This is a genomic window from Hyalangium versicolor (assembly GCF_020103695.1).
GTDB lineage: Bacteria > Myxococcota > Myxococcia > Myxococcales > Myxococcaceae > Hyalangium > Hyalangium versicolor.
On record NZ_JAHXBF010000019.1, the window covers coordinates 57115 to 77249 of the forward strand.

The 20135-nt window shown below is 64.8% G+C and carries 13 protein-coding genes; 7 read left to right on the forward strand and 6 right to left on the reverse strand.

What is annotated here, in order from left to right; translation table 11 throughout:
• Positions 1-158: 158 nt before the first annotated feature.
• From KY501_RS34370 to KY501_RS34380, 3 genes are all read right to left on the reverse strand, one after another.
• Complete coding sequence (locus tag KY501_RS34370) at positions 159-2228, reverse strand: hypothetical protein (RefSeq protein ID WP_224367925.1); 2070 nt, start codon at positions 2226-2228, stop codon at positions 159-161.
• A 210-nt stretch (positions 2229-2438) separates the two neighbouring features.
• Entirely contained in the window at positions 2439-2972 is a 534-nt protein-coding gene (locus KY501_RS34375) for a hypothetical protein (protein ID WP_224367926.1), read from the reverse strand.
• 386 nt (positions 2973-3358) lie between these two features.
• The gene (locus KY501_RS34380; RefSeq protein WP_224367927.1) at positions 3359-4267 is read right to left on the reverse strand and encodes a LysR family transcriptional regulator; all 909 of its coding nucleotides are present in this window, start codon (positions 4265-4267) and stop codon (positions 3359-3361) included.
• Positions 4268-4324: 57 nt separating this feature from the next.
• On the opposite strand from KY501_RS34380, the gene KY501_RS34385 reads away from it, so the two are divergent.
• Both KY501_RS34385 and KY501_RS34390 read left to right on the forward strand, forming a co-directional pair.
• On the forward strand, positions 4325-4813 hold the full coding sequence (locus tag KY501_RS34385; RefSeq protein WP_224367928.1) for a VOC family protein: 489 nt from the start codon (positions 4325-4327) through the stop codon (positions 4811-4813).
• A gap of 94 nt (positions 4814-4907) precedes the next feature.
• A complete protein-coding gene (locus KY501_RS34390; protein WP_224367929.1) occupies positions 4908-7040 on the forward strand; it encodes a neutral/alkaline ceramidase in 2133 nt (710 codons plus the stop codon).
• A gap of 32 nt (positions 7041-7072) precedes the next feature.
• Here KY501_RS34390 and KY501_RS34395 read toward each other — a convergent pair whose 3' ends face one another.
• On the reverse strand, positions 7073-8305 hold the full coding sequence (locus KY501_RS34395) for an MFS transporter (protein WP_224367930.1): 1233 nt from the start codon (positions 8303-8305) through the stop codon (positions 7073-7075).
• Positions 8306-8772: 467 nt separating this feature from the next.
• On the opposite strand from KY501_RS34395, the gene KY501_RS34400 reads away from it, so the two are divergent.
• From KY501_RS34400 to KY501_RS34410, 3 genes are all read left to right on the forward strand, one after another.
• Complete coding sequence (locus tag KY501_RS34400) at positions 8773-11811, forward strand: cellulose binding domain-containing protein (RefSeq protein ID WP_224367931.1); 3039 nt, start codon at positions 8773-8775, stop codon at positions 11809-11811.
• A 65-nt stretch (positions 11812-11876) separates the two neighbouring features.
• Entirely contained in the window at positions 11877-14288 is a 2412-nt protein-coding gene (locus KY501_RS34405) for a glycoside hydrolase family 6 protein (RefSeq protein ID WP_224367932.1), read from the forward strand.
• Positions 14289-14414: 126 nt separating this feature from the next.
• A complete protein-coding gene (locus tag KY501_RS34410) occupies positions 14415-14963 on the forward strand; it encodes a hypothetical protein (RefSeq protein WP_224367933.1) in 549 nt (182 codons plus the stop codon).
• A 21-nt stretch (positions 14964-14984) separates the two neighbouring features.
• Here the strand turns inward: KY501_RS34410 and KY501_RS34415 are convergent, their stop codons facing one another.
• Both KY501_RS34415 and KY501_RS54055 read right to left on the reverse strand, forming a co-directional pair.
• Positions 14985-15803 carry a LytR/AlgR family response regulator transcription factor gene (locus tag KY501_RS34415; RefSeq protein ID WP_224367934.1) on the reverse strand — a complete coding sequence of 273 codons (819 nt, stop codon included), beginning with the start codon at positions 15801-15803 and terminating at the stop codon, positions 14985-14987.
• Positions 15796-16905, reverse strand: a complete 1110-nt coding sequence (locus KY501_RS54055) for a sensor histidine kinase (protein WP_224367935.1) — start codon at positions 16903-16905, stop codon at positions 15796-15798. The genes KY501_RS34415 and KY501_RS54055 overlap by 8 nt, the downstream gene beginning before the upstream one ends.
• A gap of 414 nt (positions 16906-17319) precedes the next feature.
• On the opposite strand from KY501_RS54055, the gene KY501_RS34425 reads away from it, so the two are divergent.
• Entirely contained in the window at positions 17320-18144 is an 825-nt protein-coding gene (locus KY501_RS34425) for a hypothetical protein (RefSeq protein ID WP_224367936.1), read from the forward strand.
• Positions 18145-18275: 131 nt separating this feature from the next.
• The gene (locus KY501_RS34430; RefSeq protein WP_224367937.1) at positions 18276-20111 is read left to right on the forward strand and encodes an SBBP repeat-containing protein; all 1836 of its coding nucleotides are present in this window, start codon (positions 18276-18278) and stop codon (positions 20109-20111) included.
• Positions 20112-20135: the final 24 nt, after the last annotated feature.

Sequence of the window (20135 nt, forward strand, 5' to 3'; positions counted from 1 at the left end):
CCCGATGGGGCGCTGCCCCACCCATTCTCGCGGCGCATCATGGCTCACGGCCTACCGGAGCGGGATGAAACTGTGTGGCGGGAGCATGAAGAAACGTGAAGAGCACCTCCAGCCTCTTCCGGCTTCGGCCCTGCCCCCGCTCGAGGGAGAAGCTCTTCTCAGGGCTTGGGCAGGGAGCGCTTGAGGTACGCCGCGGGGAAAGCCGGCGCTTCGGCAGCCTTGGAACCGTTGCGCATGGGAGGACGCAGCGTCCCCGGCATCAGGAAGGAGACGTATTCAGCCTCGGGCCCCAGCGTCAGCTCCGGCGAGTTATTGGAGAAGAGCACACACCCGTCGGGATTGACGAAATAGGCGATGCACCCCGTAGAGTTCGTCTCGCACTTCTGTTTGCAGAAGTCGAAGCACCCCTTCTTGATGTAGCTATACGGAGGAGTCGTCCCAGCCCTCTCATCACCTGGGTGCACGACACACGCCTGCGCGGAGCCTGAGATGAAGTCACCGTTCGGGTAGATCTTCAAGCCGACGAGACGCGCCGCCTCGGGCTTGAGCGTGTCCGGCTCAACCCCCGGCTTGCCAGTGAAGTCGAGCAGGAAGCTGAAGTCCGTGCCGAACGCGGTCTGCGCGACGGCGTGGCACCCCTTGCAGCCGCCCATGTTGTACGTCTTGCCCTGATACACGGCGTTCTTGCAGTCGCCGAAGGGGTTGCCACCAAAACCCGGACCGCTGAAGTTGTTGAGGAACGCGTCCGTCTCGACGAACAGGTTGGCCATATAGTAGTTGGGATCCATGTCCAGGCACTGCTTCACGTTGTCGTCCTGCGCGCGGATGCAGGCCAGCCCGGCCTGCGTCCCAGGGGTCCCCGGAGGCGGGGGAGACTTGCTGAGCGCGCAGTCGGTCACCTGAGCCTGCACACCGATGAGCTGGTAGTTCTGCCAGACCGAACCGCTCTGCACCAACTGCACCCGCATGAGACTGTTCACGGATGCGATGTCTGTTGGGATCGCGTGGTTGGTGGTGCGATCCGTGTTGGGAGAGCTGGGCTGCCGAACCGCGCGAGTCGCCGCTGACACCTCCGCGCCGTCGGTATCGGTCACGACGTACTGGTCATCCGCATAGGCCTCTCCGATGTGCTCGAAAGAGGTGAAGACGAAGTCCGGGTAGTTCGCCAGCTTCCGGATGATGTGGAGGCCGATCAGCGCGAACGTGTCGTTGTAGTACTTGTACTTGTATGTCTTCGACGCAGGATCATACTCGTTTTGATAGTAGAGGGCTGTCGAGGTGTAATACTTGCTGGCGTTCTCGCCCGGCAGCAGCTTGCGCCATGCGGCCTTGATCTCGATGGTTCCTTCGTCCGTGCCAGAGCCACAGGGCAGGCAGATCGCTTGCCCCGGCGGGCACCGGCACGTCTCGGTGCCCCCGTTGGGGAAGTAGCTGTGTCCCGGCTGCTTGATCTGTGCCTTCACGCTGAGCTGGGCACGGCACAGGCTGCCATGATCTTGCGCCGTGGCGTCGCAGTTGGCCGGATTGGTCCCTGCTCCCTTGTTGCCGACGTTCTGGTCGGGATAGTTCAGGCGGACGTACTCGTACTCGTCCCGGTTCGCCTTTGCCTCGAACAAGATCAAGGATTTCTGCGCCCGAGCCGGCGGCTGAAGCGAGTACTGGCCGAAGATCTGGCAGGAGCCGATCTCGCTGTCCTCGTCGAGGTTGTTCCAGAGATCCAGCCGGGCATTCGGAGTTCCTGGGTACAGGGGCTCCGCGTACGCCTTCTGGTACGTGGGCGCGCCCAACGCGTCCCACGGAATGGTGAGTGGCCCATTGGGCCGGAGCTCCGTCTTGTGGGCATAGGTCTGCCAGATCAGGAGATCATTCGACTGGCCAAGCGCCATGCTCGGATCAGGAGTCCCTCGCCGGATGTTGAACCCGTTCGGCTGGGCCGCCTTCCTGTTCAGCGCGAGGAACTGCTGCCAGGCAAACGTGGCGCTGTCCCGAACGGAGACTGGCCGCGGCAACGACGTGGGCAGATTCTTTTGCGCCGCCGCCACGACCTTCGCCCCCAGCTCGGCATCACCCTGCGCGGAGGCTTCCGATGTCGGCGGGGGCCTGGCCTCTCCCGATGGGGTACTCGGATTGGGTTTGCCTGACAGCGAGGAACAACCCGTCACGGCGAGCGTTCCACCCATCAGGAGTGGAAAGGCCGCTGCCTTGATCATTCGATAGAAGTCAGTCATTGCGCTCTCTGGGCTTCGAGGGTTCTCGTCCAGCTTGGAATCCACACGCCCCCGACGGCGATGCGGACTGACGGGGTAGAGCAAGGACTGAACCAGTACAGCCAGTGTGTGGGCCCACAAGAAGAACGGGCAGTTAGCAGCCTGCGGAGGTGCCATCGCGGCGCTGACATGTCAGCGGACATGTCAATTGACATGCACCTCGAAGGCCGCTCACCGTTTGAGGGGCAATGGGATTTTGATCGCCAGGACACCTCCCACGTCGTACCCCCGGTGGGGCACGTCGCGCGATTCATGCCAGAGAGGCACATCCAGGCGCAGGCTCGCCGTCAGCACCCCGATGCTGACGAATGGCGCGAGGTGGAGGCCCACAGTCCTGGCGTACTGCGCATCGCCTCCCTCGTAGGTCGCCCCCAGCTCCATCCCCACCATCCGGTAGGACAGTTGAGGACCCACGGCGAAACGGGAATGAGGCGACTCACCCTGCACCTCCTGCCACTGCCCGAAGAGGCCGATGCCAACATCCTCGCGCGGGTAGCCATGCAGGCTTGCTTCCACGCCGTACGCTGGAACGAAGCCCTCGGGCCGCATCGTGCCGCTGACCAGTCCTCCCGCGCTGAGGAAGAGCAGTCCTTTCGTGGTGTAGCCGCTTGCCAACGCAAGCGGCGCAAAGAGCAGCGCCGCCACGAGTAGAAGCGGGGTCCTGCTCAGGCGATGGAGCCTACGGCCGGGGTGAAACGCCTTCATGTCGTCTTCTCCAGGAAGAGAGGCGGTACCACTCCGGCAAGTGCAGCTGCCGTGCCTCCCACCCTGGCCGTCGAGCACCTCTCGGCCTCTCATCCCGAGAAGGTCCTGGCTGTGCCTTGCGCTGCACAGCACGCTGAGCATGCGCTTGCGCAGTTCAATTCCCGCCGCTCTCTAGAGTCCAACAGGCGCGCCGCAGGCCAGGCGAACAGCAGCCCGCGAAGGCCCATCTGGTGCAGCCCTCACGCCCGGTTCACACCTGGTACCGGGCGTGGACGAGACAGTGGGGGAGAAGCGCCGGGCGTTCCCTTCGACGTCCCCGCTGGGGAGGCTCGTGCCATCTGGGTCGATGTCCTCGTCCCAGCAGTGACCGGCAGGGCCCGGCTCCATCAACCTGCCGCCTCGCGCACCAGCGCGCGGAGGAAAGTGACCGCCGCATCGGTCTCGCTGCGGCGATGCCACACCTGACGAACCTCGATGGGTTCGAGCGCGAGTGGAGGCTCCAGCACCTTCAACGGCAGCCTCGCCGCGAATGCTCGTGCGATACGGCTGGAGATCGTCGCGACACAGTCGGTCTCCAGCACCGCCAGGGGCACACTCGCAAAGTGGGGCAGCGCGATCGTCACCTCTCGGGCCTTGCCGTGACGCGCCAGCGCCCGATCGACCAGGTCATCGGTGGCCCCGAAGAGGGCGAGATCGACATGCGGCAGCGATGTATAGAGCGACAGGGTGAGCTTCGATCGCACCTGGGGATGATCCCGGCGCACGATGCACTCGAGAGGGTCCCGATAGACCAGCTCGGCCTCGTGGCCGGGTGGCAGCACTGGAGGAATGCCGATCAGCAGATCGACTTCGCCCCTCGCGAGCCCATCCCCGGCAAGCAACCGATCGAGCGTCAACAACCTCAGCCGCGTCAACGGTGCTCGCCGCTTGAGCAACCTCAACACCGGCTGCAGCAACGCGATGGCCACCGCGTCGCTGCACGCCACCGAGAAGGTCCGAGTGGAAGTACGCGGGTCGAACATCGGCGCCTTCGAAACAAGCCGCCGAGCCTCCTCGAGCCACGCTCGGAGCGATGGCAGCAGTTCCGCCCCTCGTGCTGTCGGGGCCAGACCGTACGCCTCGCGCATCACGAGGGGATCTCCAAAGAGTTCGCGGGCCCGCTTCATGGCGTTGCTCACGGCTGACTGCGTGACGTGCAGCTTCGCCGCCGCCTTGGTGGCGCTCCGCACCTCGAGCACCGTAGCCACCACGTTCAGCAGGTTCAGGTCGATCGCCGCCAGATTCACATCAGACATATCTGGAATCACGAGATATCACTGGGATTCACGTCGGTTCAACGGCACCTTTCGCGCATGACCGACACCGCTCCTGCCGTCGAAGGCTTTGCCCACATCACCCTCCCCGTTCACGATCTCGAGGTTGCCGAGCGCTTCTACGTCGAGCTGCTCGGCGCGAAACGGGTCCGCAAGTTCGATCGCGAGACGTTCCTGCGCTTCAGGCCCGATCGCGCCCACGAGGCCGACGCCAACAACAGCCCACTGCACCTCGCCGTGAAGTTCGGCAACGCGGTCGAATTGCACCTCTTCCTCCAGAAGGGGCGCAGCCGTCCGGTACCGGCCCCACACCCGCACCTCGCGATGGAGGTCAACCCGCAGGACCTCGACACCTGCATCGCCCGGCTGAAGCAGGCGAACGTGAAGCTGGATGGTCCGCGCCGCCTCGGCCCGCCGGGCCACGCATCGGTCTACTTCGCCGACCCGTTCGGCAACGTGCTCGAGTTCGTCACCATGGGCTACCGCGGCCCTGTGGCCGACGGCCCGCCCGATGTCTCCGTGCTCTGAAACCCATCACGCGCTGGCCGAGCCGCGCGATATAGTCGAGGGTGCTGCACATGGGAGGATGGTTGTGCGCATCTTCATCGCCAGAATCCATCGGATGCTTTCCCTGCTGCTCTGGGGCTACGTCGTCTGTGCCTTTGGATGCCTGGACGGCACCCAGAACGAAGGACTGTCGTCGGTAGGGACGATCGACAACCCCTACAATCAAGGCCAGGCGGTCAGCGGCATCACCGCCCAATCCGGTGGCAGTGTCTTCCTCATCGGGAGCGGCATCTACGACATCACCGGTCCGGCTGCGGAGATCGGAATGATGGGATTTGCCGTCCCGGAGCAGAAGACCGCCGGCATCCACATGCGGCTGCGGTCACGGGCCTTCGTCATCGGCGACGAGACGAAGCGGGTCGTCTTTGTCAGCGCCGACCTGGGCCAGATCTTCCAGATGGTCAAAGTCAAAGTGAGCGAGAAGCTCGCGGCCAATCCCGAACTCTCGAGGTACTACAGCGCGAAGAACGTCCTCCTGTCGGCGACGCATACCCACAGCGGTCCTGGGGGTTTTTCGGGCTACTTCCTGTACGACGCGACCATCAACGGGTTCGTGAAACAGAACTTCAACGCCATCGTGGAGGGCATCTACCAGTCCATCCTGCGTGCCCATAACAACGTGAAGCCCGGGAGGATCCTCGTCAACGAAGGGCGAATCGAAGGTTGCGGCGGCAACCGCGCGGTGGAGGCCTACAACAACAACCCCGCGGCGGAGCGAGCCCGGTATGAGAGCAACACGGACCAGACCATGACGCTCCTGAAGTTCGTCGGTCTCGACGGCGAGGAGATCGGCACGGTGAACTGGTACGCGGTACACCCGGACAGCATCGGCCCCGAGAACAAGCTCATCAGCGGCGACAACAAGGGCTGGGCGTCGTACCTCTTCGAGAAGGACAAGGGGGCCAATTACCTGGCCTCCAAGACGTTCGTGGCTGCCTTCGCGCAGGGGAATGCCGGCGACGTGACGCCGAACATCGGGTTCAGCCAGGCGCCTCCCGCTCTGACCTTCGAGGAGAATCCCAGCCTGGAGAACGCCGTCCTCAAGCAGTACACGAAGGCCAAGGAGCTCTACAACGGAGCCACGCGGGAGCTGGCCGGCTCGGTGGATTTCCGCCACGAGTGGGTGGACATGCGGACGCTCTACGTCGCCTCAGCCGGAACCACGACCTGCGCAGCCGGCATGGGTGCCTCCTTCTCAGCGGGCAGCCCGTATGACAATCCGAGCCCCGCGCCGCTCTTTCCCAACGGGACCACGGTCGACAGCGTGCAGTGGAGCGAGGACTCCGGCAGGGCGGCGCTCTATCAACTCCTGAGCGGCGCCTTCGCCTTCGCCTGGCCGGCGACCCACGATGCGGCATACACGCAGTGTCATGCGGAGAAGCCGGTGCTGATCCCCACCGGTGTGGCTCACGTCAATCTCTTCGGTCCGACGATGACGCCGCAGATCATGCCCCTCCAGGTGTTGAAGATAGGGAATCTGGCCGTCGTCGCCGTGCCCACCGAGGTGACCACCATGTCGGGTCGCCGCATGAAGGACACGGTGAAGACGGAGCTGGCGAGCGTCGGAGTCGACACGGCGGTCATCGCCAGTCTCTCCAACTCATACGCGTCCTATCTGGCCACCCGCGAGGAGTACGCCCTTCAGTGGTATGAGGGAGCCTGCACGCAGTTCGGCCCGAACGAACTGGCCGCCTTCCAGCAGGAATACGCCCGGCTGAGCAGGGCCATCGTCAGCGGCGCCGATGTCGCGCCCGGCCCCACACCCGAGGACGTGACGGACCAGACGGTCGATCTGACTCCGAAGGTGGTGCTGGACGACAAGCCGCTCGACAAGAACTTCGGGAGCGTGATGGCCCCGCCTGCCGCGAGCTATGCGCGGGGGAGCCTGGTGACCGTGCAGTTCTGGGGAGGACACCCGAACAACGATCTCCAGACGCAGGGTTCGTTCCTGACGGTCGAAAAGCAGGTGAACGGCGCATGGGTCGCGATCGCGTGGGATTGGGACCCGGAGACGACGTACCGGTGGGAACGGAACGGCATCTCCTACTCGAAGATCACCATCACCTGGAACACGAAGAACGCCTCGGCCGGGACGTACCGCATCCGCCACAAGGGCCACTGGAAGTCTGGATGGACCGGGGCCATCAGTCCCTATGAGGGGGTTTCAGAGCCATTCACGGTGTTGTGAATGCCCAGATGACCCAGGCCCGCCAAGTCGGCTCACCCTCGCGTAAGTGGAGAGGGTGAAGTCTCCGCAATGGCCTGCGAGAACGTCTCCGGTGCCAGCATCGCCAGGACCGTCGTGAGCGCGAGCAGCGCCACCATCAGCACCACCGCCGGGCGGAAGTCGCTCCCCTCTCCCTTGACGAGAGGCATGGCCACGATCACCACCACACCGCCCACGTTCCCCGCCAGCATCAACAGGCTTGTCGCCGCGCCAGCCGCTCGGGCTCCCGCGACCTGCGCGCTCATCTCGAGCAGCAGCGCGAATGCCGGCAGGAAACAGAAGCCATGCAGGCATGCCAGGAGCAGGAGCAGCCCATAGTGGCTGCTGGTGCAGAGCGGATACATCGTCGCGAGCGCAGCCGCCGAGCAGGCGACGAGGAACGGCTTGCGCCGCTTCGCCAGGTCCGACATCGCGGGGATGATCACCGAGCCGACGATGCCACCGACGATCAACGCTCCTCCAATGATGCCGGCCTTCTCCGCATCAATGCCTCGCGGGGCGAGGATCTGCTCCAGCCACGTGGTCAATCCGTTGAAGACGCCCAGGCCGAGGAAGGCGAGCCAGCAGAGCCTCACCAGCTTGCGATTCCCAAGGAGCGGCCGCAGGCCAGTGGCTTCACCCGCCGTGCCCTGCTCGGGCACGCCGGTGTTGGGGTGAACGAGCACCGCGAACACGATCGCCGCCACCACCGAGATGGCGGCGAAGACGACCATGCTCAGGCGCAGGCCCATCGTTTCGACCAGCGCGGGAGTGGCCGCCATCCCCGCGGCCATGCCCAGGAACATGCCCATGGTCCCGAGCCCGGTGGCGATGGCGCCTTGCTCCTCGCTGAACCAGTCCGCGACCAACTTGGAGATGCCGTTGACCACGTAGGGCTGCGCGACGGCGATCCCCACCTGTCCCGCCAGCAGGAACCCAAAGCTCGAGTCAATGATGCGGAGGCATGAGAACAGAGCCATGCCGAGCGCCCCGACACCGACCGTGAAGCGATAGCCCCGCGTGTCGGTCATCGTGCCCGAGTGAATCGAGAACACGACGTAGAGGAGCGGGAAGACCAGCACGAGCATGCTGGCCATGAGTTCGCTCACGCCGTACCGGGTCTGCATCAGGGTGAGCAGCGGCGCGAAATTGAGCCACAGCATCTGGCTGACGCCGACCACGAGCGTGTAGGCGGAGAGGACAGCCCATCGCCTGGGCTTCAGGAATGCGGGGTGGGAGCTCGCCATGAGTGCCCGTGATGATGGCACACCCAGGTCCGCCTGACTTCCAAGGCAGCCAGAGCCCCGCCCCAGCTCAGGTACGGATCACCCTGATCAAAACGAAGATCGAGCCCCTGAGTGCTTATTGTTGGACTGACGCAGAGAGTCATTTCCCGAAAGAAAAGGTTTCGCTTGAATTCCTGCGTAACTTGACTCTTAATGACGCCATTGAGATTCGTAACGTTTCGATCCACTCACTGCCTCTAGCGGAAGCAAAGGCACATCAAGCGGGTCAAGCACCTCGCGCTGGGCAGCTCACTCGGGGAAGTACGTACGAAGCGCGATGACTGGAGGGAGAGGCGCTGATTGCGACTGGGTAACAACTTTCCTTTCGCACAAAAATCGTAACGTTACGACTCGCTCGGGCCTTTCCGAGGCCACAGAGGAGGCATGCCGGAGAAGCAAAGCCATTCATTCAAAACGGGGGCAGCGTCGTGACGAAGAAGCCTGAAGGACGCAACAGTTTGTTCCAGCTGTGCCTGAAGATGTGTCTCTCGCTCTCGCTCGCCGCGGCCCAGGCCAGCGCGGCGGAGTCCGTCCCGTACACGTGGAAGAACGTCGTGACCGGAGCAGGCGGAGGTTTTGTTCCGGGCATTGTCTTCAATGAGAGCGCGCCTGATCTGATTTATGCGCGGACCGATATTGGCGGTGTCTACCGCTGGAATCCGGCCGACAACAGCTGGATACCGCTGCAGGACCCCGTCGGCTGGACGGACTGGGGAAAGCTGGGAGTTGACGCCCTCGCGACCGATCCCGTCGACCCCAACCGCGTCTACATCGCCACCGGCATGTATACGAATGGGTGGGACCCCAACCACGGCTACATCATGCGCTCGACGAACAAGGGCGACACGTGGCAGCTGACGCAACTGCCGTTCTATGTCGGGGGAAACATGCCTGGCCGCTCGATGGGTGAGCGCCTCGCCATTGATCCAAACAAGAACAGCATTTTGTATTTCGGGGCTCGCAGCGGCAACGGCCTGTGGCGGAGCACCGACTTCGGCGTCACCTGGAGCAAGGTGGCAAGCTTCCCCAATCCAGGCACGTACGTACAGGACCCATCCAACAGCTATCAGAGCGATATCATGGGTCTCGCCTGGGTGACGTTCGACAAATCCACGGGGAGCTCAGGCAACCCGACGCAGACGATCTACGTCGGCGTGGCGGATACGGCGACGAGCATCTACCGAAGCACCGACGGGGGTGCAACCTGGCAGGCCATTCCGGGCCAACCCACGGGCTTCCTCCCTCATCATGGGGAGCTCTCGAGCGGCCATCTCTACATCACCTACAACAACGGCATTGGCCCGTACGACGGCACGAAAGGCGACGTCTACAAATACAACACCTCCACCGGCGTCTGGACGAACATCAGCCCGGTCCCGAGCACGAGCAGCGACAACTACTTCGGCTACGGTGGACTGGCGATCGACCGCACGAATCCCAATACGGTCATGGTCTCGGCGCTGAACTCCTGGTGGCCGGACGCCAACATCTACCGGAGCACCAATGGCGGCGCGACCTGGACGAGCATCTGGTCCTGGGCCGGCTATCCGAGCCGCAACCTCCTCTACACCCAGGACATCTCGGCCGCGCCATGGCTCGACTTCGGTGCCATCCCGCAGCCTCCGGAAGTCACGCCCAAGCTGGGATGGATGATCGGCGACCTGGAGATCGATCCGCACAACCCGAACCGGATGATGTACGGAACTGGCGCGACCCTCTACGGAACCAACAACCTGTTGGACTGGGGGACAGCCAAGAAGGTCAACCTGACCGTGATGGCCAGGAACCTCGAGGAAATGGCGGTCCTGGATCTGATCAGCCCGCCGTCCGGAACCGCTCCATTGATCAGCGCGGTCGGCGACGTGTCCGGCTTCAAGCATGAGGACCTCACGAAGGCCCCGGCGAAGATCCTCACGAATCCCAACAGCACGAGCAGCATCGACTTCGCGCAGTCCAGCCCGACCTTCATGGCTCGCGTCGGCCAGGCCGACAAGGCGGCCAACCCGAACAGCAAGTCCATCGCGCTCTCCTACGACGGAGGCAGTAACTGGTTCAACCCGTCTGGAGAGCCCGCGGGCACGAAGGGCGGCGGGCAGATTGCCGTGGCCGCCGACGGCAGCTCGCTCGTCTGGAGCACCTCCGACGTCGGCGTCTTCTACTCGGCGAGCGGCAGCTCTTGGACCGCGAGCGCCGGAGCGCCGGCAGGCGCGAAGGTCGTTTCCGACCGCGTCAACAAGAACAAGTTCTATGCGCTTGCGAACGGCAAGCTCTACGTCAGTACAAACAGCGGTGCGTCGTTCACGCCCACCGCCGCCGCGGGTCTGCCAGCCTCTGGCAACCTGAAGGCAGTGACTGGCGCCGAGGGAGACCTCTGGCTCGCAGGCGGTAGCAGCACGACCGTTTACGGCCTGTGGCACTCCACGGACAGCGGCACATCATTCACAAAGCTCTCCAACGTGGAGGAGGCAGACGTCATTGGCTTTGGCAAGGCGGCTCCCGGCCAGACGTACGTGGCGCTCTATACCTCCGCGAAGATTGACGGTGTGCGCGGCTTCTTCCGCTCGGACAACGCAGGCGGAACCTGGGTTCGCATCAACGATGACCAGCACCAATACGGTGTGACGAACAGCGCGATCACGGGTGACCCTCGCGTCTATGGGCGCGTCTTCGTTGGAACCAACGGGCGAGGAATCATCTACGGAGAGACCCAGGGCGCGACAACGAACGACGCGTCCATCACTCCGGCCACCGCGACCTTCGACAAGAAGACGGCGAACCAGGCGGACATCACCGTCACGATGACGCTGAACGGCAACACCCTGTCCGCCATCAAGAACGGTTCGGCCTCCCTCGTCTCTGGCACGGACTACACGGTCTCCGGCACGACGGTCACCCTGAAGAAGAGCTATCTCGCCACGCAGTCCGCTGGCACGACCCTCCTGACGTTCGACTTCAGCGCGGGGATCGACCCGGTGCTGTCGGTCTCGATCGTCGACACGACGTCGACACCTGACGGTGTCCTCAAGGTCCAGCTGTTCAACGGTCAGACCGCCGCATCCGGCAACAGCATCAACCCGCGTCTCAAGCTCGTGAACACGGGAACGAGTGCCCTCAACCTGGCGGACGTGACGCTTCGCTACTACTACACGGCCGACGCGAACATCTCGCAGGCGTTCTGGTGTGACTGGGCCAGTGTTGGCACTGCCAACGTGAGGGCGAGCTTCGTCCCGATGGCGGCGCCGAAGACAGGCGCTGACACGTACCTGGAAATCAGCCTCAACTCTGGAGCGGGCTCTCTCGCGCCAGGAGCCTCGGCGGAGTTCCAGATCCGATTCTCACGCACGGATTGGAGCAACTACACGCAGACGAATGACTACTCCTTCAACCCGACGAGCACGTCTTACACCGACTGGAACAAAGCCACCGGCTACATCTCCGGCAGTTTGAAGTGGGGCGTCGAGCCGTAACCAGCCGCTCCATTCCGGCATGACAGCCCCTTCAATTCTGGATGTCTTTATCAAAGAGGGAAGGTATGCGACAACAAAACCAAAAGACCCGCTTCCTGGCTGTGGCACCCCTGGCGCTTCTGTTCCTGGCACTCTCAGGAGGAACCGCAACCGCGGCAGTTCACGTGGACAACCCCTTTGACGGTGCGACTGCTTACGTCAACCCCGACTATGCGGCCCTGGTTGACTCCTCGATTGCCAGAACGACCGACAGCACCCTGGCCGCGAAGATGCGCACGGTCAAGAAGTACCCGACCGCGGTCTGGCTCGATCGCATCGCGGCGATCCATGGCGGCACTGCGAACGGCGGCCGCAAGAGCCTGAGTGACCATCTCGACCTGGCGCTGGCACAGAAGACGTCTGGCCAGCCCATCACCGCGATCTTCGTCATCTATGACATGCCGGGCCGCGACTGCGCCGCGCTGGCGTCCAACGGTGAGCTGCCGCTGACGGCGGCGGGGCTCCAGCGCTACAAGACGGAGTATGTCGACGCGATCGCGACCGTCTTCGCCAACCCGAAGTACCAGGACATCCGAATCATCGCGATCGTCGAGCCGGACGGCCTGCCGAACCTGGTGACCAACCTGAGCGACCCTGAGTGCGCCCAGGCCAACTCCAGCGGCATCTACGTGGCCGCCGCGCAGTACGCCCTGAACAAGCTGCACGCCGTCCAGAATGTCTACACCTATATGGACATTGCCCACTCTGGCTGGCTGGGCTGGGACGACAACCGCCAGAAGATCATCGCGTTCTACACCAGTGTGGTGGGCGCGACGACGGCGGGGCTGGCCAGCGCCGATGGCTTCGTGACCAACACGGCCAACTACACGCCCCTCGTGGAGCCGAACCTGGTGGACCCGAACGTGACTGTTGGCGGGCAGCAGGTCAAGTCGGCGAAGTTCTACGAGTGGAACCCCCACTTCGACGAGACCGACTTCGCGGCGGCCCTCTACAGTGGATTCACGGCCGCGGGCTGGCCGGCCAGCCTTGGCTTCATCATCGACACCTCCCGCAATGGCTGGGGCGGAGCCAATCGGCCAACGGGTGCGACCGGCAGCACGGTCGACAGCTACGTCGACTCGGGCCGCGTCGACCGGCGAGCCCACCGGGGCCTCTGGTGCAACCAGAGCGGTACCGGCATCGGTCAAGCGCCCCAGTCGTCTCCGAGCGGCTACACCGCCTCGCGCCTGGATGCGTTCGTCTGGATCAAGCCGCCCGGCGAGTCGGACGGTGCCAGCTCGGAGATTCCGAACGACGAGGGCAAGGGCGCGGACCCGATGTGCAACCCGACCTTCACGACGAAGTACAACACGCTGAGCGGGGCACTGGCGAACGCTCCGCTGTCTGGCCACTGGTTCCATGAGCAGTTCTCGATGCTGGTGCAGAACGCATATCCGGCCATCCCGCTGACCCAAGGCGACAATGATCCGCCCCTTCCTCCGACGGGCCTGACGGCCACCTCGGGGAACCAGCAGGTCGCTCTCAGCTGGGCCGCCGCGCTCGGTGCGACAAGCTACACCGTCAAGCAGGGCACGGCCAGCAGCGGACCGTTCGCGACGATCGCCACCGTGACCGGCACGAGCTACACCCAGACCGGGCTGACCAACGGCACGACCTATTACTTCGTGGTCAGCGCGTCCAACAGCCACGGCGAGAGCGTCAACACCAGCGCGGTCTCGGGCACTCCTGGGAGCCAGGTCCTGTCCGCGCCCACCAGCTTGCTCGCCACTGCGACCAGCTACAGCCAGATCAACCTGAGCTGGACGGGCGCCGCGGGTGCGACTGGCTACAAGGTCTACCGCTCCACCTCTGCGAACGTGGCGGTGACCGCGACGAACCTGGTGGGCACCAGCCTCACCACCAGCTTCTCCAACACGGGCCTGACGCCCAACACGGCCTACTACTTCAAGGTGACGGCCTTCAATTCCTCCGTCGAGTCCGCCGCATCGAACGAGGCCTCGGCCACGACGCAGAACGTCAGCACCGGGCCGCTCTCTGTCCTCTACCGCGACGGAGACAATGGCGCCCCGGGCAACAACCAGATCAAGCCCCACCTCCGCGTGAAGAACGGTGGCACCACGGCGGTCAACCTGGCGGAGGTCAAGGCCCGGTACTACTTCACGGTGGAGGACCCGACCTCCCTTCAGATCGCCTGCGATTGGGCGGTGCCGGGCTGCGCCAACCTGAGCTTCCAGTTCGTGGAACTGGCTGCCCCGCGGCCTGGCGCCAGCCACTACCTGGAGGTCAGCTTCCGCAGCGGCACTCTGGCCGCGGGCCAGGACACGGGGGACATCCAGCTCCGTGTGAACAAGTCGAACTGGACGAACTTCAACGAGGCGGATGACTACTCGTTCAAGGACGGCCAGACGGCCTACGGCGAGAACCTCAAGATCAGCGTCTACCAGAACGGCACGCTGGCCGGAGGCCTCGAGCCGTAGAAGCGCTCCAGCGTCGTCCCGAGTCCGGCTGATCTCCTCTGACCGGATTCGAGCCCCCGGCCGTCATGCGGCTGGGGGCGCTGCAAGCCCTCCCGCCAACTGCGTTAGAGTGGCGGGAGGCGCCTCATGTCCATCTACATCCTCACCCTGCCCCGTCCCTGGCCTTGGGCCGTGCTCGAGCGCGGATGCCGTGTGCTGTTCTTCACCTACACGGAAGCAGGGCGCCCTCATGCCCTGCGCCCACCCGTCGAGGCGCTGGGCCGGTACGTGGCGCTGCACGTGGGAAGTACCTGGGATGTGGAGGGAGCTGCCTTCATGGAGCGACGGCTCGGCCTCTACGTTCCGGCCGAGGACGGCCTCCCTGCGGGAAGCATCTTCGCGGTGGCACGGCTCGCCGAGGTCACCACCATCTGCAACGACTCGCGCGCCTTCAGGGGTGAGCCCTGGTGGCGAGGAACCATCGGCTGGTGGTTCGAGGCGGTCCTCCCTGTCGAACCCCTGGAATGCCCGGAGGCAACCCCTTTCTCACTGCTGGCCGAGGACTTCCGTCCCGAGCTGCGCGAGCGCTTCACCCTGGCACGAGATGGTGTCTGGCGACCCGACAGGGTGCAGCGCGCTCCCCGGCCGGAGACTCCGCGGCAGCAAGGCTCCGGACAATTCGATCTGGGACTGTGACTGTACCGTCGCGCTCGCTCCTCAGATGGACTGGTTCAACAGGGCTTCGATGTGAGCCTTGCGCCCGGGGCTGAGACGCAACCGGGTCCCGTCCACCAGGACGACGACATGCCCTCGATCAATCCCGGGTTCGAGGTGTCGAACCCGGTCGAGGTTCACCAGCGTGGAGCGATGGATGCGCACGAAGCGGCGCGGATCCAACCACTGCTCCACCTGCGCGAGCGTCTCACGAATCATCGGGCTCTTTGCCCCCACGTGCAGCACCACGTAGTTGCCCTCCGCCTCGCACCAGTCGATCTGCTCCACCGGCACGAGCTCCACCCGATCCGCCGTCTTCACCACGAGGCGCTCCAGGGGACCGGTGGCAGGTGGCGCCGCAGGCACGGGTGAGGAAGCCGCGTGCCCGGCCAGGAGCGCCGACAGACGCTGAATGAGCTCCCGGGCTCGACCGTCATCGAGCGCCTGTCTTGCTCGCTCCAGCGCCTGGAGCAACCGCGCGCCGTGGAAGGGCTTGAGCACGTAGTCGAGTGCGTTCACCTCGAAGGCCTGCACCGCATACCGATCGTGCGCCGTCACGAAGATGACCGAAGGCATGCGCTCCGGCCCCACCTCTCGGATGACCGAGAATCCATCCAACCCCGGCATCTGCACATCGAGGAAGACAAGGTCCGGAGGCTCCGTGCGGATGACGGCGATGGCCTCCTGGCCGCTCGCGCACTCGCGGATCCACTCCACGTCCGGAGCCTTGCTCAGCACGCTGCACAGGTTGTCGCGCGCCAGTGGCTCGTCGTCCACCACGAGCACTCGCAGCCGGCGCGGTGGCGCACTCCCCTCACGCACCGGACACCTCTCGCGCACCGCCGGAGGCCGGCTCGTAGGGCAGCACCACCCGCGCACAGACGCCTCCCCCCTCCACGTCCGAGAGGGTGAGGAAGGACGCCTCGCCATAGAGCTGCTGGAGACGCGCCCGGGTGTTTGCCAGCCCGATGCCCGTACCCGGCGTGCCTCCCTTGCCCAGCCCTGGACCCGTGTCGCGTACCTCGAGCTGGAGCTGGTGGCCCACGCGGGCGGCCCGGATGGAAACCCGCCCCAGCCCGATACCGTGGGCGGTTCCATGGCGGATGGCGTTCTCCACCAGTGGCTGCAGTACCAACGCCGGCACCAACGCCCGAAGAGCCTCCTCCTCGAACTCCATCTCCACCTGGAGCCGCTCGCCGAAACGGAGCTGCTCGATGCCCAGGTAGCGCTTCACGAACTCCATCTCCTCCTCCAACGTCACCTCCAGCTCTTCCCGAGCCTCCAGGCTCGAGCGCAGCAACTGTCCCAGCTCCACCAGTGCGTGAGTCGCCTCATCTCCTCGCCCCGTGCGAACCAGTCCGGTGATGGCATTGAGGCCGTTGAAGAGAAAGTGGGGATCGAGCTGAGAGCGAAGCGTCTGGAGACGGGACTCCGCAAGCCGTACCGCAAGCCGAGCCTCGGCCAGTTCCCGCTCGCGAAGCCGCTGGGCAGAGGCGAGCAGGTGGTGAACGGTCAGCAGCGCCAGATACTCCAAGAAGCTGGCCGCACCTCGGTCCACCAGGAGGAGACGCAGACCTGCCTCCCAGCCCTCGAGCCCCTGCCAACGCAGAAACAGCCCGGTAGGCAGCGCGGTGAGCAGCACGTGCCCCAGCGAGAGCAGCACCCCTGCTCCGAGAAGCCACGAGAGGTGGTAGTGCGTGCGCGAGCCCGAGAGGGGCGCTCGCCGGAAGAGCGCCAGCAGGAGCGGGGCAAGCAGTGCCCACACGCTATAAGGCACGAGGCGCAGGGAGAGCTTGAAGAGGAAGTCCCGGGGCTCGACCGCATAGTCTCGAAGCGCTGAGGGCACCGCGGCCAGAACACCGGCGCTGGTGCCAATCGCCCACACCTGCCATGGGGGAAGAACCTGCTGCGGGCCCTTGCTCACGTCGTCACTCTTCCACAGCCTGGCGAAATCTCCGCTCCGAATCGAGGCCACTCTGGCGGAGACTGAAGGCCCCGTGAGATCAGCCCTGCCGAGAACGCCTTGAAGCCCAGCTCACCGCCAGGAGATGACGGGACGAACCCGCGCCACCCCCCGAAAGGAGATACGAACTCCGCCGCCGAGCGCCCTCTGAAGGAGGCTCGCCAGGAAGCGAGCGCTGGGACCCGGCCCGCCACGGCCTCCCTGTCCCTCCGTCACGCGCTCCTGGTCGCGGCCGGCCTGGCGCTTCCGGGGGTGCTGGCCATCGCACTCCGTTCCGAGCCACCCTCCCCCTCGCCGCCTGCATCCGTCAGCGCCCCGTCTTTGAAAGTTCCGCTCTCACCCATCCGCGCAGAACAGGCGCGGAAGGAGCCGCAGGTGGAAGAGGCTTCCGCGACGGCCCGTCTGCGCGAGTATCGGCAGACCTCAGCGCAGGCGTTCGACACACAGCAGTCCCGGCTCCGAGACGTCATCGACGACACCACACGGACTTCCACGGACCGAGAGACCGCCGCGCTCCAGCTCTTCGCCCAACACCTCACGGCCCAGAGCTGGTGGGGACTCTTGCGGGACGCCGAGCACATTCTCCAACTCCCACCCGCGCAACAGCTCTCTGCCACGGTGCGCGAGCAGGCGCTGCTTCAACTCGCCACCACGCGCTGGAGGCTTCACCAACGGCAAGAGGCGCTCCAGCTCACCGAGCGTTTCCTTCGGGAGTTCCCCAGCAGCGTCTACTACACGTCCATGGAAGTCCAAGCGAACCGTCTGCTGTTGGAGCTCCGCGAGATAGAGCAAGCCAGGAGCAGTGCCCCCAGCGAGCTCGCCGCGGCACAGGCGCGGATGGAGGAAGAGATGCGAAAGGGCCCACTCGTCCCCGCCGAAAGTCGCTACTGGGTGAGGAAACGCTGCGAGAGGCTGGTCGAGCACTTCTTGCTCGAGGAGAGCCTCCCCGTCTGCCATGCGATCATCGAATCCTGGCAGAAGGATCCGAACGTCGAGGTGCGCCAGGAGGTGGTCTTCGCCTGGCGAGCCAAGGTCACGGCCCTGGCGGAGCTGGGTCGCTTCGCGGAGGCTCGCGCCAATGTGGAGCAGTTTGATGCCTTCGTCTCCTCACATCCTGACCTCTCCGACACGCACGCCCAGGTCACGGCGCTCCGAAGCGGCCTGCCCCTGGATGAGCCGGAGAGCAGCGCCCCCAGGTGACTCTCTTCGTCCCTGACGGGAGCAGGTTCGTCCCTCGCCGCGGCAGGTTCGTCCCATCCCTCCACGCTGGATGGCTGTGAGCCGGTATTCACAGCGCGTGTGCACTTCGCACACGAACCCATGGAGGAGTTGTGAAGATCCTGAAGTCCTTGAGCGGTTTTTGTCTGGCGAGTTCGCTCATCCTGGCGTCCGCGCCTGGGTGCCAGGGAGAGGAGCTCCCAGCCGCGAACACGGAGATCGAGAACCGGAGCATCTCGCAGGCACTCACGTGCACCAGCCCCGTCAATCTGGTCCCGGTCATGACGAGTGCCACCACGCCCAGCGGCATCGTGAGCCGCTCGGGAGCCTACGACGCGACCTACGAGGCCTGGCAGGCCTTCGACAACAGCAACTCGATGTGGATCTCCACGGTGAGGCAGACGCCCGCGCAGATCGGCTACGAGTGGCTCGACGGGGCCAAGACCATCACCCGCTACGTCCTCAGCTTCGCCAATGGCCCCTCGCTCACCTCTCGAGCCCCCAAGAACTGGACGCTGGAGGCCTGGACTGGCAGTGCCTGGACGGCGATCGATACCCGCACGAACCAGACCGGTTGGGCGGGGTTCGAGCAACGCGAGTTCACGGTGACCTCGCCAGGCGCGTACGGCAAGTACCGCCTGAACTTCACGGACGACAATGACGCGCGCACCGGTGTCGAGGTCATCTCCTTGTCTGGCGTCGAGCTCAAGGGTTGCACGGGCCAGCCCGACTGGACGAAGACCATCGGTGCCTCGGGAGCCTGGACGCAGGGAATGGCCCTCACTGGCGATTCGGCGGGACGCTCCTACATCGCTGGGATGACGACGGGCGCCGTGAACGGCACTCCCATGGTCGGACCGATGGATGCGTACGTCCGCGCCTACGACTGGAACGGCTCCCTGCTCTGGGCCCACACGCTCGGGGCGCCGACTGGAGCCGCCGTGGCCTATGGAATCGCCATCAACCGGACCTTCGAGGAGATCTACGCGGTGGGCTACGGCGGTGGAGGAATCGACGGCAACACGCCCGTGGGAGGCGCGGACGCCTGGGTGACGAACATCCGCTACACCGGCGTGAAGCACTGGACGCGGTTGCTCGGAGTCGCAGGCGGGAGCACGGAGGCCTATGGCGTCGCCGTGGATCCCTCGAGCAACTCCTTTGTCGTCGGCACGGTGACCAAGGGACTGGATGGCAACACGCTCACCGGATCCTCGGATCTCTTCGTGGCCAAGTATGACACCAACGGCATCAAGCTCTGGACCCGGCAACTGGGCGCCGCGGGTGGGTACACCGTGGGCAGGCGCGCGGCCACGGATGACGCGGGCAACGTCTATGTCACCGGGTGGACCACGGGCAATCTGGACGGTGTCGTCCGGAACGGTCCTCAGGATGTCTTCGTCACGAAGTACAGCGGGGCCGGCGTCAAGCAGTGGACGCGGCTGCTCGGCGCGGCGGGCACCAACAGCTGGGCGTATGGCGCGGCAGCCGATGCCGTGGGGAACTTCTACGTGACGGGCTACACCGGTGGTGATCTCGACGGCAACCCCACCGGGAGCCCCAATGGCTTCCTCACCAAGTATGACTCGGCGGGCACCAAGCAGTGGACCCGGCAGTTCGGCTCCGGTTCCACTGTCTGGGGAACGGCGGTGGTCATCAACTCGAATGGAGTCTTCGCGGGAGGACTCGCCTTCGGGGATGCAGCCAATCCCGCCAGCACGGGCTCTGCGTCGCATGCCTTCGTCGTGAGGTACGACACGGCGGGCAACGCCCTGGGAGTGGTGCAGCAGCCGACCGCCAGCCTCGGCGGGGTCGACAAGGATGTCTTCGCCTATGGCCTGTCGATCGACTCCAGTGGGAACTACTACATGGGCGGCACCGTCTACGGCAACTACGGTGGCAACCTGCTGCAAGGCAACCCTGACTCCTTCGTGCAGATGTTCTCCCACTAAAGGCACTCGGGGCTGGGGGGCGTT